We start from the raw sequence: 12,432 nt of genomic DNA on the forward strand, positions 1-12,432 counted from the left end.
GCGATCAGACCGTCCAGCCGGGGTAGTGCATCAGCTCTTGGCGTTCTGCTCGTAGGAGTAGTGGTAATTGCCATAGGAGCCGTAGTTACTGGCCTTGCGCTCCACGGCGTTGAAGATCACGCCCTTGAGCGGAATGCCGTTGAGGTCGAAGCGGCGCTTGGTCGCCTCAAGCTCCTTGACACTGTTCACGCCGAAACGTGCGACGATCAGGCTGGTACCGGCGTGACTGCCGATGATGCCGGCCTCAGTCACCGCCAGGATCGGCGGGGTGTCGATGATCACGATGTCGTACAGCTCGCTGAATTTCTTCAGCACGGTGGTGAAGCGGAGGCTCATCAACAGTTCCGACGGATTCGGCGGGAACTGGCCGCAGGAGACGAAATCCAGGCTGCCGACTTCGGTCTTCTTGATGGCATCGTTCAGGGCGATACGACCACTGAGCAGATCGGACAGACCGTCCTGCTGCTTGGTGTTCATCAGCTTGTGCAGATAGCCCTTGCGCATGTCGCCGTCGATCAGCAGCACGCGTTGGCCGGACTCGGCGATCACGGCGGCCAGGTTCGAGGACACGAATGACTTGCCGACGCCCGGGCTGGGACCGGAGATCATCAGAATGTTGTTCTTGGCCTCGATCATGGCGAAGTGCAGGCTGGTACGCAGGCTGCGCAGCGCCTCGGTGCTCAGATCGGTCGGGTGGGTGAGAGCGGTCAGCGAGGATTCGCCCGGCTGCTTAGTGCCCAGTACCTTGGTGGTGTCCGCCTGATTCTTGCTGTAGGGGATCGAGGCGTAGACCGGCAGACCGATCTGCTCGATGGCTTCCGGCGTCTCGACGCCGCGACGCAGGGTGTGACGGGTGTAGACGATGGCCAGGCCGACGATGCCGCCCAGGATGATGGCGACGGCGATGATCAGCGGCTTGTTGGGGGCGGACGGGTCATCGACGTTGGCGTTGGCGTTGTCGATGATGCGCACGCTACCCACGGTACCGGCGCGAATGACTTCCAGCTCCTGAGCCTTGTTCAGCATCAGCGCATAGGTCTGGCCGGTCACTTCGATGTCGCGGTTCAGGCGCAGCAGTTCCTGCTGGGTTTCCGGCAGTACTTCGACGCGCTTCTGCAGCTTGGCCCGCTCAGCTTGCAGCTGACCCAGCTGGCTCATCAGCGCCTGGTAGGCCGGGTGCTGACGAGTGAACTTGCGATCCATCTCGGTGCGCTTGAGGTTCAGCTCGGAGATCTGGTTGTCCAGCGCAACGGTCTGCTCCAGGACGCCCTTGGTCTCGCTGTCGATATCGACCGACTTCTTGTTGGTCTGGTAGTAGTTCAGCGCGGACTGGGCCTTTTCCAGATCGGATTTCACGACCGGGATCTGGGCGCGCAGGAATTCCAGGCTCTGGGTGGACTCGGCGGCGTTGCGATCGATGTTCTGCTGAACATAGATGTCCGCGACTTCCTGGACGATGGCCTGGGCCTTCAGCGGATCCGGATCCTGCAGGCCGACACCGATGATGCCCGACATCTTGCCGCGCTCACCGGCGACGATGCGACCCTGGTATTCCTGGATGGTCTTGGAGAAACGCTTCTTCATGATGGTGAATTCGGTGCCCGGGCGAGCCTGCAGCGTGGCGACCTTGATCTGGTAGCCCGCATTGCTCACCGGCTGGCCGAGGCCACCGTGCAGCACCACTTCGTCATCGGCATTGAAGACGGTGAAATTCTGGTTGTCCTCGACTTTCAGCTTCATCGGCTTGTCGAGGTTGCTGTCAGGCACTTCCAGCTGGTCGAGGACCAGTTTCTCACCGCCCCAGGCAAAGCTGTTCAGACCCAGCAGGGGCGAGGCCACGTCGGTCTCATTCTGCGGCTCGAAACGACGCGCGACGAAGTTGCCAATCAGCGGGAAATAGCGCGGCTTGACCTCGATATCCAGCTTGAGGTTCTCGATCGCCTTGCCGATCACGGAGCGCGACTTGAGCAGCTCGATCTCGGTCACCGCCTCGGGCATGGGCGGCGGCATGCCGCTGGTCTGATCGGTCAGTCGGGTAACGCCCTTCTTCTCCATTTCGATCTGGATCATGGCGTTGGACGAATACATGGGCGTGGCCAGGATGGCGTAGCCAATACCGAGCGCGGCGAAAATACCGATTACCGACAGGAGTTGCCATTTGTAATCGATCAACATACCGAAGAGTGCGGAAAAGTTGATATCCGACTCATTCTTAACTTCGGGAGTAAAGCGAGGCATCGTGGTCATGAAATTCCTTCTTCCCTATTTGATGTATGGAAGCCAACTGTTTACACAGCGCGTCAAAAGTATGTGGACATTTTGAAACATCTCTTTAGAAAGGCGATAAGGGTCTGGTACTTCTTGATTGCTCAACCATTTCCCGATCAGAAAAACCTTACCCCTGACTTCAGGAGCAATACTTTCGACGGAGCGTGAGTGAAACTCTTCCATGGTCAAAATCAAATCCGCCTTGCGCAGCATCTCTGCATCCGCCTGGCGAGCTTGGTGGGTGGTGAAATCTATGCCGTTTTGCCGTAGTACCTCTTGTGCGTTCTTCTCGATGCCATGGCCAACCAGTGCCCTGATGCCAGCGGAACCGACCTGGACGTCACGGCCTTCCAGCGCCTTGGCCAGTAGTGCTTCTGCGACCGGGCTGCGGCAGATGTTCCCTTCGCATACAACCAATATCGACTTGATCATTCTTCAAAACCTTCCTGTTGTCCGGACAACAGGTATCGACGGCAGATAGCCAGCGATGCCTGTCTCCAGGGATCGCTTGCTGCCGATGTAATTAGGGTCGGGAGTCCAGGCTCCAGATCGTCGTGCTGAGGGGCGGGCCAATGGCCCCGGCCGGTCTCAGTATGCGTTCTTATTGATGAAGCCTTTGAACAGCGTGAGGAAGATGATCTTGACGTCCCACCAGAAAGACCAGTGGTGGATATAGTCCAGATCGAACTCGACCCGCTTCTGCATCTTGTCCAGGGTATCGGTCTCGCCGCGCCAGCCATTGACCTGAGCCCAACCGGTAATGCCGGGCTTCATCTTGTGGCGGAGCATGTAGCCCTGCACCAGCTTGCGGTATTGCTCGTTGTGAGCCACGGCATGGGGGCGGGGACCGACGATGGACATTTCGCCGCGGAGTACATTAATGAATTGAGGCAATTCATCGAGAGACGTACGTCGTAAAAATGCACCAAACGGGGTGATGCGGGTGTCATTCTTGGTCGCCTGGGTGACCTTGGCGCCATTTTCCATGACCTTCATGCTGCGGAATTTCCACACTTCGATCGGCTTGCCATCCATGCCGTAGCGCTTCTGCTTGAAGAAGATCGGACCGGGCGAGGTGATCTTGATGCCGATGGCGATGGCCAGCATGGGCAGGGAGATCATGGCCAGGATGATGGAAGACAGCACGATGTCCTCGATCCGCTTGACGATGTGGCTGGCGCCATCCATCGGGGTATCGAAGATGCTGATGCTGGGCAGGCCATCGAGGCTTTCGCTGCGGGCATGCAGCAGGTGGAACATGAAGATGTCCGGGATGATGTAGACGGACGCCGTGGTGTCGCTCAGCTCCTGGACCAGCCAATTGATCTTGCTCTGATCGGCCATGCCGAGCGTGATGTAGACCTTGTCGACCTGGCCGGAGCGGACGTCCTGCATGAGCCGGTCGAGACCGCCATTCAGCACTGGGCTGGGCACGCCTTCTTCACCGGTGTCCTGGTTGTCGCTGTAGAACCCGGCGATGCGCAGGCCCATCCAGGGCGCGGTGCTGATGGTGTGCGCCAGGCGCTGGGCGACCATGCCGTTGCCGGCGATGGCGACATTGCGGGTGTTGATGCCGGCCTTGCGCAGGGAGTGCATGATCGAGCGCAGCAGCACGCGATAGCCGCACAGCGTACCCAGCGTCAGGCCCAGCCAGCCCTGCATCACGCCAGGCGAGAGGTAGGACTGGTCGAAGAAGAAGTAATCGACCATGAACACGGTCGCGAAGGTCAGCACCCAGTAGGTGGCGATCTTGAGCAGTTCATCGGTGATGCGTTCACCGCGCCAGGAACCATAGACGTGGTTCAGCTCGGTGAGGAAATGGAAGATCAGCAAGGACAGGAAGATGACGACCCAATGCTCGGGACGCATGCCGGTTTCCGACGCCCAGGTACCTGCCACGTAGGCGCTCAGCGTGATCACGGCGAGGTCGAGCAGGCGGTGTGCGAGCGAGATTGCCGAGGAATTCGTATGCAAAATGCCGCGTTCTTTCAAATTCATGGTTCCATCCTTGTGCGTATACCGTGCACGAACTTTCAACTGGGCGAGGCAGCTACCAGCGTCTGAAATGTTCACTATGGCGCTCTAGGACCGATGACTGGCCACCGATCGCTAAATGCCATGATGGCTGTAGCGACGTTAGGACTCGGCACTGATTAAGAGGTTCACACGGTAGAAAGGCGGGGAGGCGCTGTCGAGCAAGCCCAAATCAGGGCAAATAGCACGCCAGACGAGGTGCGGCAGGAGAGGGGATGTAAAGAAGGAGGGAGTGCGTCACAGTGCGGGCGGACGGCCGGCACACTTCTCTCGTCGCAGGGTGCGATGAGCGGTTTGTCCGGGCAGCAGAAAGGAGGAAAACGTTCCGTCGGACTTTAATGCGGGATACGGGATTTGTGCGCTGCTTCACCAAACAATGAGACAGCCAGACCCGTCAGGTCGGGTGTAGGCCAGTCCCTGGCCTGGAGCACGCCTCAATGGCGATGATGGGACTGAAAGCTCAAGGGGGAATTGACGGGGAGGGTGGAGATCTTGGAATGCCAGGCTGAATTCCTTGCGTTGTCGTGCGAGAACAGCAAGAAGGACCAGCTGACGAGGAGGGAGGCCACCGCAAGCCAGGGCAGCTGGGCTTGGGCGAAGACGAGGCAACCGGCGACGCCGGTCCAAACGGGCAGGTAGTAGCGCATTTTTGTTATTCCTGCTTTTTTTGCGAGATTGCAACCTAACTATTGTGCAGACTTTGTGAGAAGTCCATCACCAAAAGGTATTTTTTACATTCCGTCGCGCAGATTCCGACAAACGTGCAGGATAGAGCGGCTGTGAGCCTAGGCCGAGTGGGGTTTTTCCGCCGTCAGCAGCAGGTTGCGCGGTGTCAGGTGAGCTGGACAGAAGGTCCCCAGCGTCACTCTGTAACCTTGCTCCTGTAGGAACAGCGCCTGATCCAATACCAGCCAGAGCTCCAGGGGACGGCGGAACAGGCCGCGCAACAGCTCGAGATTACGAACTTCCGCCAGCCGCTGGAAGCCTCGCCTTTCCCAGAGCAGCCAGTCGATTCCGTTCGGCAGCAGCAGATCCTTGCGTCTTGCCAGCTCTTCACCGAAGGCGGCGAAGGGCTGGCGCAGCCAGTGGCTGGGCAGTGGCGGCGTATTGAGATAGACATCGTGCCCCGTGACCTCGCGTTGCAGCAGATCGAAGCCCAGCCGTCGCGCCATGGACAGGTCTCTATCCCGTCGTACCCGTTGCCCGCCGGTGATGGTTTCACAGAGGGCCAGACGCAGGGCTTCCCGGTCCAGCCGCAGTGCCGAGGCCTTCGCCGGCGCGGACAAGGGGCCATACACCTCGGCGGCGATGCGGTCATAGCAACAGGGCGCCAGGGCCAGTTGCTGACAGCCGCGCGCTGCCGTCACCCTGAGCAGCTGGGTGTGCAGGTCGCCGCAGGCATGCAGGGCGACGGGTGTGTCGCGGCTGCCAAGCTGGTCGCCTGCCAGCCTTTGGAGCACATCGGCCTGATAATGGTGCACGGAGGCCCGGGCCCGGTGGCTGAGCCTTGCGCCTTCCGCGACGAGGGCCGCATCGACCTCCAGGCAGATCGCTGGTGCACCCTGATAGGTCAGGTGCCTGGCCAGGTGGCCCTTGCCCGCGCACCAATCGACCCAGCGCCGCACCGGTCGCTGGAAGTCCAGCTTGCGGCTGAAGGCCTCGATCTGCAGCCACTTGCGCCCTGGTACGTCGACGTCTTGCCTGCCGGACAGATTGCGGCCAGGAGCGTCTTGGTATTCGGGGACCTGAGTGAGCGCCAGCGAGGTCTTGGCCAGGGAGTGGAAGGGTTCAGGTGCAGCCAGGAGCTGAGGGGTATTATGGGCCGCCTCCGCCGCTTCCAGGCTGCGGGCGCGCAACCAATCGGCCAGTTCCGGGCAGCTCGACTCCCAGGGCAGCTCACGCTCGACGAAGGGTCTGGGCCGCCACAGGTGCTGATGCCGGGTCAGGAAAAGATCCAGGGCGGTGAAGCGGTCTAGAAAGTCGGCAGCAAGCATGATGGCATTGGGCAATGACGGGATTGGCAGAAAGGCTGAGCCTGGCCACTATTGTCACTTTGCCCGGGCATGCTTGGGTATCGAAATCTCCAGCGTCTGGCCCAGCGGCGGGTTACCCGGGCTGATCCGTTCTCCGCGAGTTTCGACCTGTGGCTTGCGGCGCCTGAGCGGCGAGGCCGAACGGCGACCGTGGGTCAGTTGGATGAATCGATTTATCTCAAAGCCGGACATCTGGTCGTGTGACCACTACTTGTCGCGCTAACATTGTCTGTTCGGTTTATCCCAGAAGGAAAATTCTATGAAGCCAACCTCCCCGCACAAGCTGCGCTTAGCGTTCAGAGCCCTGCTGAAATCGGACAGCTGCTACCACACGGCGTCCGTCTTCGATCCCATGTCGGCGCGCATCGCCAACGACCTCGGTTTCGAAATGGGCATCCTCGGCGGGTCGGTGGCTTCCCTGCAGGTGCTCGCCGCTCCGGACTTCGCCCTGATCACCCTGAGCGAATTCGTCGAACAGGCCACGCGCATCGGCCGGGTCGCCCGGCTGCCCATCATCGCCGACGCCGATCACGGCTACGGCAATGCCCTGAACGTCATGCGTACCATCACCGAGCTCGAGCGCGCCGGGGTGGCTGCCCTGACCATCGAGGACACCGTGCTGCCGGCCGGCTATGGCCGCAAGTCCACCGACCTGGTGAGCGTCGAGGAGGGCATCGGCAAGATCAAGGGGGCGCTGGAAGCCCGTATCGACGAAGCCCTGAGCATCTTTGCCCGCACCAACGCCACCGAACTGAGCACCGCAGAGGTCATCTCCCGTACCAAGGCCTATGAGGCGGCGGGCGCGGACGGCATCTGCATGGTCGGGATTCGTGACTTCGATCATCTGGAAGAGATCACCCAGCACCTGAGCGTGCCGGTGATGCTGGTGACCTACGGCAATCCCCAGCTGCGCGACAACGCCCGTCTGGCCAAGGCCGGGGTGCGGGTGGTGGTGAATGGTCATGCCGCCTACTTCGCGGCGATCAAGGCGACCTACGATTGCCTGAGAGAGCAGCGCGACATCACCGCGTCCGACCTGTCCGCGTCCGAGCTGTCCACCAAGTACTCGACACTGCAGGAGTATCGAGTCTGGGCGCGGGAATTCATGGACGTGAAGGAGTAACGATCAGGCGGTGCTCAGCGAACTCGGCTGCAGACCCTTGCTGGGAAAGGGCGTGACGATCTCCAGATCCAGGTCGGCGGGCAGATGCAGCGCGGCAACCCGGGCTTCGACGAAGGCACGCATTTCCTGACGGAAACGCTTGGTGGCGAAGCGCTCGGCATTCTGCCGGCACGCCTGCTGGCTGATCGGCGTTTCCAGGGCTTCGAACTGGCGCACGGCGGCGCACAGCGAGGCGACGCTCTGCTCCGGATAGAAGACGCCGGTGGGATGGGGCGCATCCAGGCCGCGTACGGTTTCCAGCACGCCACCCCGGCCATAGGCGATGACGGGGGTCCCGCAGGCCTGGGCTTCGATGGGGGTGATGCCGAAGTCTTCCTCGGCGGCGAAGACGAAGGCCCGCGCTCGGCGCATGTGGTCGAGCAGGCAGTCGAAGTCCTGGTAACCCAGCAGGGTGACGTTGGGACCGGCGACCTCCTTGGCCTTCTCGAATTCGGGGCCGGCGCCGATCACCACCAGTTTCTTGTCGGGCATCGAGCTGAAGGCTTCGACGATCATGGGCATTCGCTTGTAGGGCACCATGCGCGAGGCCGTCAGGTAGAAGTCGTCCTTGCCGCCGCTGGGCGTGAAGCGACTGATGTCGACCGGCGGATAGATGACCTTGGCTTCGCGGCGATAGGCCTTGCTGATGCGCCGGGCGATGAAGTGGGAGTTGGCGACGAAGGCATCCACGCCGGCGGCGGTGCGCTGATCCCAGATGCGCACATAGTGCAGGATGACGCGTGCCAGCTTGCCCTTCAGGCCGCGATCGAGCCCGGCTTCCTTGAGGTACTGGTGCTGCAGGTCCCAGGCGTAGCGGATGGGCGAGTGGACATAGCTGATGTGCAGCTGGTCCGGACCGGTCAGGACGCCCTTGGCCACCGCATGGCTGCTGGAGATGATCAGGTCGTAGCCGGACAGGTCGAGTTGCTCGATAGCGTGCGGCATCAGCGGCAGATAGGTCTGATAGCGCTTCTTGGCCTGCGGCAGGCGCTGGATGAAGGTGGTCGTCGCCTGCTTGCCCTGCAGCTGCGCCCGATCTTCGTCCGAAAGGAAGTCGATCACGCTGAACAGGTCCGCCTCCGGCCAGATATCGAGGAGTTCAGCAAGCACGCGTTCGGCGCCAGCAAAGGTTACCAACCAATCGTGAACGATGGCGATTTTCATGTCGTCTTCCTTAAGCGTGAAATGAAATCAAGTGCTGGTGCTGAATCATGGAGTGCGGGTCTTTCTGGTCACTGCATATCCCCAGGGCAGCCGGGTGATCTCGATGTCGTCCGAAGCGCTGTCGAGTTCGTGCAACTTGATGGTTGGGCTTTTTGCAAAGACGGCGTCTGTTGCAGGCGTTTCGAAACATTCAGCGTTCTCTGGGCGCTCCGCGGTCTCTGCCGCGGTGTCGTCCGAGCTGCTGCGCAGAAGGTGGCAATCAGCGACCTGAAGGACGCGCCCGGACACGTTCGATTCGTCGAGCGTCAGGGGTACAGAGGAACGGCGCTGGCCAGCCATGGCTTTGCTTGTCTCTTCCATGAGTTCTTGATCGCTGAATTGTTGTTGTGGGGTCGTTTCAGGCGGCCCTGGCCGCGGACTTCGTGGTGGTCGCCAGGGCGCTGTCCAGCAGGTCGGAGACCTTTCTCGCGGAGGTCTGCCAGTTGAAGCGCTGGATGTTGGCCAGGCCCTTGGCGCGGAGCGCCTCCCTGAGCGGTGCGTCCTGCAGGATGGTGCGCATCGCCTGGGTGATGCTGGCCGTCTCGTAGGGGTCGAAATAGAGGACGCTGTCCTGCAGCACTTCCGGCATGGAGGCGGTATTGGCCGAGATCACCGGGCAGCCGCAGGCCTGGGCTTCCAGGGGCGGGATGCCGAACCCCTCGTAGAGCGACGGAAAGACGAAGGCGGTGGCCTGGCGATACTGGCGCGCCAGTTCGCCATCGTCGATGCGGCCGAGCAGCTTGACCCGCGGATCCCTGGCCGCCAGGGTCGCCAGATCGCTCTGGCCGAACACGGCGTGGCTGTCGCCGACGATGCGCAATTCGACCTTGAGGTCCCGCGGCAGGGCGGCGAAGGCTTCCAGCATCCGTGAGAAGTTCTTGTGGTAGCTGGGCGAGGACACCGCCAGCAGATAGGGGGTGTCGACGCTGTCGATCCGCGGCGCCAGGGTGAAGGCGTCGGCCACGGCGTTGGGCACGACAGTGATCGAGTCGCTCGGGTAGCGATAGAAGCGCGAAATCTCGTCGCGGGAGAATTCACTCACGGTGATCAGGGCGTTCGAGCGCTTGAGCAGCATGGGAATCAGGCAGCGGTACGAGGTGCGGAATTTCCACGAGTAACTCTCGGGAAAGCGCACGTAGTTGATGTCGTGGTGGGTGGCGATCTGGTTGCTGTAGAGCAGCGGCGCCGTGCTGCACAGTGACAGCAGTAGCGGGCTGCCCTGGCTCTTCAGCCAGTTCGGCAGGTCCCATTGCTCCCAGCGCTGGCCCTGGCGGGTGCCGATGACTTCGATGCCCAGCCGTTTGGCCACCTCGGGCCTGACGGCGCCGGGCGGCGCGACGAAGCGCAGGTCGGATCTCAGCTTCGCCAGCTCCAGCGAGATGCATTCCGCGAAGCGCTGGACGCCGCGAAGATCCTGGGTGATGAAGCGGGAATTGACGATGATCATGATTCTGTCCGTTGCCGTGACCTGGGTGGATCAGTTGGAAAGCTGTGTGTGAGGGACGTGAAGCTGCTTGGTGGCGCCGTGCTGCGCCTTGCCCAGCACGTCCTCGAAGAGCGCCTGGTACTGGTCGAGCATGGTGTCCATGCTCAGCAGATCGGCCACCGCGGTGCGGCTCAGCAGACTCAGCCGCTGGCGCAGCTCGGCATCGTCATGCAGGCATTGCAGGGCGCGGCCCAGGGAGTCGCGGTCGTCGGCGTTGCAGAGCAGGCCGTTGACACCATCCCGGACGATCTCCGGCAGGCCGCCCATGCGGGTGGCGATGACCGGCTTCTGGAAGGCGCAGGCCTCGACGGCGACCATGCCGAAGGGCTCGGCCCACAGCGACGGCGCCACGAAGACGTCGATGTTCCGGTAGAAGTCCTCGGGCTTCTGATAGCCGACGAAGCTGACCTTGTGCGGATCGGCCATGGCCTTGAGCTGGGTTTCGTAGTCCAGCTGGCCCTTGCCGGCGATGGTCAGGGTCGCGTTGAGCGACAGCCGTTGGAATTGCTCGATCAGCCAGCCCACCCCCTTGTTTTCCGACAGGGTGCCCATGTAGCCGAAGCGGACGACGCCCTCGGGACTGGGTGTCGAGGTTTCACCATTGCTGCCGGCGATCAGGCTGGCGTTGTGGATCACCTGGCGCGGAACGCCGCCGAAGTAGCCCTTGTTGACGATGGTGTCCAGCAGATAGCGGCTGACGCCGACGACGGCATCCACCTTGGCGGACTGCTCGGCGTGGGGCCGGCGCAGGGCGGCGCAGCTGCCACAGAGTTTCTGGCAGCTCTGGCCCTTCTTGAACAGGGTGTTCTTCGGGCACAGCAGATACATATCGTGCAGCACCTGCACGATGGGGACGCCGCTGGCGCGGATCTCGTCCCAGGCCGCTACCGACCAGCCGGACAGGTTGTGGCACACCACCAGATCCGGCTTTTCCCGTTGCAGGACCTGGCGCAGGGGTGTCCGCATCGCGCTGTTGTACTGGTCGCGAAAGTGCCAGCCGAAGCGCGCCAGCGGACCGGGGCGCTGCTGGGTCAGGGGCCAGTAGAAGTTCTTCAGCCCGGCGCGATAGACGCGGACGTCGTTCACCGTCTCCTCATGCACACCCTGCTCGGGACCGGTCACCAGCACGGCGACGTCGTGGCCGCGCTGCTGGAAGCCTTCCACGCTGCGTTGCAGGATGAGCTCCGCACCACCGCCCACATGGGGCGGATAGAAGCTGTTGAGAAAGAGCAGTTTCATAGTGGATAGCTGCGGTTTATCCCCAGCGCGCCGGTTTCGCCGTCCTGGACCGCCTGCCGGATCAGCGCCAGGCGCTGGCGACTCTTGTCGTCACGGGCGAACCACTTGAGCAGGGTGTGGAAGACGTAGCGATTGAGGTTGTACATCGGCCGCGAGCTGGCCCAGACGTTCTTGTCGAACCAGGCCTGGTTGCGCGCGGCGTAGTAGGCGCGGAAGTCCGAGCCGGCCTGCAGGTAGTTCTGGTAGACGTTGCTGGTGCCTTCCTTGATGTTCCAGGAGTGCTCCAGCTCTTCGAGTTCCGCCTCGGTGACCATGAACAGCTTTCCGCCAGCCTGGGTGATGCGGTAGGTGTACTCGGTGTCGTCGGAATAGAGCACCAGCTCGCGCAGGGGCAGGCCGATGCGCTCATAGAGGCTGCGGTGGGCGAGCATGCCGCCATAGGGGGCGAAGGGCAGCTCGACCAGGGCTTCCGGCTGGCCACCGCGCGGACGGCCCCAGGGCAGGCGGCGCCAGATCTTGTAGGGAATGCGTGCCACGTGGAAGCCGAAGTAGCTCGAACGCGGCTGGGTGATCATCTTGGTCGGGATGCACTGGGCGATGTCGGCCTGCTGGGTCGGCCGATAGCCGAGCACGGCGACCTTGTCGCGGCCATGGACGGCGCCGAGTTCGTCGAGGCGGCGGTGCAGCACCTCGAGAGCATCGCCCAGGGGGGCGTTGTCGTCGTCCATCATCCAGATATGGGTGGTGTCGCTGGCCAGAGCGGCTTCCAGGGCCACGGCGTAACCGTTGGCGGAGCCGGTGTTCTCGCTCAGGGCGATCACCTTGACCTGACCGGGCCAGCGGGTTTCGAGGCTATCCAGCGATACCGTCGCCGCATTGCTCACCACGACGACCTGGTGGATGGTGCGTTCGGCCAGGGCGCGGGTGACCAGCTGCTCCAGATAGCCGAGGCGATTGCCGTAGGTGACGGTCACGACCGTGGTCTTGCATTGCATGAATAGACTCCT

General features: G+C 62.0%; 11 protein-coding genes. 1 reads left to right on the forward strand and 10 read right to left on the reverse strand.

The window, feature by feature from the left end:
• Positions 1 to 30: 30 nt before the first annotated feature.
• From BMZ43_RS10835 to BMZ43_RS10855, 5 genes are all read right to left on the reverse strand, one after another.
• Positions 31 to 2,247, reverse strand: coding sequence for a polysaccharide biosynthesis tyrosine autokinase (locus BMZ43_RS10835; RefSeq protein WP_093253333.1), 2,217 nt, complete (start codon positions 2,245 to 2,247; stop codon positions 31 to 33).
• Positions 2,248 to 2,262: 15 nt separating this feature from the next.
• Positions 2,263 to 2,700: a low molecular weight protein-tyrosine-phosphatase gene (locus BMZ43_RS10840; RefSeq protein ID WP_017639365.1), complete on the reverse strand. Its 438-nt coding sequence runs from the start codon at positions 2,698 to 2,700 to the stop codon at positions 2,263 to 2,265.
• Between the two features lie 156 nt (positions 2,701 to 2,856).
• Positions 2,857 to 4,266 carry an undecaprenyl-phosphate glucose phosphotransferase gene (locus BMZ43_RS10845; RefSeq protein ID WP_017639366.1) on the reverse strand — a complete coding sequence of 470 codons (1,410 nt, stop codon included), beginning with the start codon at positions 4,264 to 4,266 and terminating at the stop codon, positions 2,857 to 2,859.
• Between the two features lie 470 nt (positions 4,267 to 4,736).
• On the reverse strand, positions 4,737 to 4,949 hold the full coding sequence (locus BMZ43_RS10850) for a hypothetical protein (protein ID WP_017639367.1): 213 nt from the start codon (positions 4,947 to 4,949) through the stop codon (positions 4,737 to 4,739).
• A gap of 138 nt (positions 4,950 to 5,087) precedes the next feature.
• The gene (locus BMZ43_RS10855) at positions 5,088 to 6,296 is read right to left on the reverse strand and encodes a methyltransferase (RefSeq protein ID WP_064307828.1); all 1,209 of its coding nucleotides are present in this window, start codon (positions 6,294 to 6,296) and stop codon (positions 5,088 to 5,090) included.
• Between the two features lie 298 nt (positions 6,297 to 6,594).
• On the opposite strand from BMZ43_RS10855, the gene BMZ43_RS10860 reads away from it, so the two are divergent.
• Positions 6,595 to 7,458, forward strand: coding sequence for an isocitrate lyase/PEP mutase family protein (locus BMZ43_RS10860; protein ID WP_017639369.1), 864 nt, complete (start codon positions 6,595 to 6,597; stop codon positions 7,456 to 7,458).
• Between the two features lie 3 nt (positions 7,459 to 7,461).
• Here the strand turns inward: BMZ43_RS10860 and BMZ43_RS10865 are convergent, their stop codons facing one another.
• From BMZ43_RS10865 to BMZ43_RS10885, 5 genes are read right to left on the reverse strand one after another with little or no spacing between them, the layout of a single operon-like run.
• The gene (locus tag BMZ43_RS10865) at positions 7,462 to 8,661 is read right to left on the reverse strand and encodes a glycosyltransferase family 4 protein (protein ID WP_017639370.1); all 1,200 of its coding nucleotides are present in this window, start codon (positions 8,659 to 8,661) and stop codon (positions 7,462 to 7,464) included.
• Between the two features lie 45 nt (positions 8,662 to 8,706).
• Complete coding sequence (locus BMZ43_RS10870; protein ID WP_143075257.1) at positions 8,707 to 9,000, reverse strand: hypothetical protein; 294 nt, start codon at positions 8,998 to 9,000, stop codon at positions 8,707 to 8,709.
• A gap of 58 nt (positions 9,001 to 9,058) precedes the next feature.
• Positions 9,059 to 10,147, reverse strand: a complete 1,089-nt coding sequence (locus BMZ43_RS10875) for a glycosyltransferase family 4 protein (protein WP_064307772.1) — start codon at positions 10,145 to 10,147, stop codon at positions 9,059 to 9,061.
• A gap of 30 nt (positions 10,148 to 10,177) precedes the next feature.
• Positions 10,178 to 11,425, reverse strand: a complete 1,248-nt coding sequence (locus BMZ43_RS10880; RefSeq protein ID WP_064307773.1) for a glycosyltransferase family 4 protein — start codon at positions 11,423 to 11,425, stop codon at positions 10,178 to 10,180.
• Positions 11,422 to 12,420: a glycosyltransferase gene (locus tag BMZ43_RS10885; protein ID WP_064307774.1), complete on the reverse strand. Its 999-nt coding sequence runs from the start codon at positions 12,418 to 12,420 to the stop codon at positions 11,422 to 11,424. Before BMZ43_RS10885 ends, BMZ43_RS10880 begins: the two co-directional genes overlap by 4 nt.
• Between the last annotated feature and the right edge of the window lie 12 nt (positions 12,421 to 12,432).

The organism is Pseudomonas sp. Snoq117.2, assembly GCF_900110545.1.
Classification (GTDB): Bacteria; Pseudomonadota; Gammaproteobacteria; order Pseudomonadales; family Pseudomonadaceae; genus Chryseomonas; species Chryseomonas benzopyrenica.

Excerpts from the sequence above, each read along its gene's own strand:
- BMZ43_RS10835 (WP_093253333.1), bottom strand. The coding sequence starts at position 2,247 with ATGACCACGATGCCTCGCTTTACTCCCGAAGTTAAGAATGAGTCGGAT.
- BMZ43_RS10840 (WP_017639365.1), bottom strand. The coding sequence starts at position 2,700 with ATGATCAAGTCGATATTGGTTGTATGCGAAGGGAACATCTGCCGCAGC.
- BMZ43_RS10845 (WP_017639366.1), bottom strand. The coding sequence starts at position 4,266 with ATGAATTTGAAAGAACGCGGCATTTTGCATACGAATTCCTCGGCAATC.
- BMZ43_RS10850 (WP_017639367.1), bottom strand. The coding sequence starts at position 4,949 with ATGCGCTACTACCTGCCCGTTTGGACCGGCGTCGCCGGTTGCCTCGTC.
- BMZ43_RS10855 (WP_064307828.1), bottom strand. The coding sequence starts at position 6,296 with ATGCTTGCTGCCGACTTTCTAGACCGCTTCACCGCCCTGGATCTTTTC.
- BMZ43_RS10860 (WP_017639369.1), top strand. The coding sequence starts at position 6,595 with ATGAAGCCAACCTCCCCGCACAAGCTGCGCTTAGCGTTCAGAGCCCTG.
- BMZ43_RS10865 (WP_017639370.1), bottom strand. The coding sequence starts at position 8,661 with ATGAAAATCGCCATCGTTCACGATTGGTTGGTAACCTTTGCTGGCGCC.
- BMZ43_RS10870 (WP_143075257.1), bottom strand. The coding sequence starts at position 9,000 with ATGGCTGGCCAGCGCCGTTCCTCTGTACCCCTGACGCTCGACGAATCG.
- BMZ43_RS10875 (WP_064307772.1), bottom strand. The coding sequence starts at position 10,147 with ATGATCATCGTCAATTCCCGCTTCATCACCCAGGATCTTCGCGGCGTC.
- BMZ43_RS10880 (WP_064307773.1), bottom strand. The coding sequence starts at position 11,425 with ATGAAACTGCTCTTTCTCAACAGCTTCTATCCGCCCCATGTGGGCGGT.
- BMZ43_RS10885 (WP_064307774.1), bottom strand. The coding sequence starts at position 12,420 with ATGCAATGCAAGACCACGGTCGTGACCGTCACCTACGGCAATCGCCTC.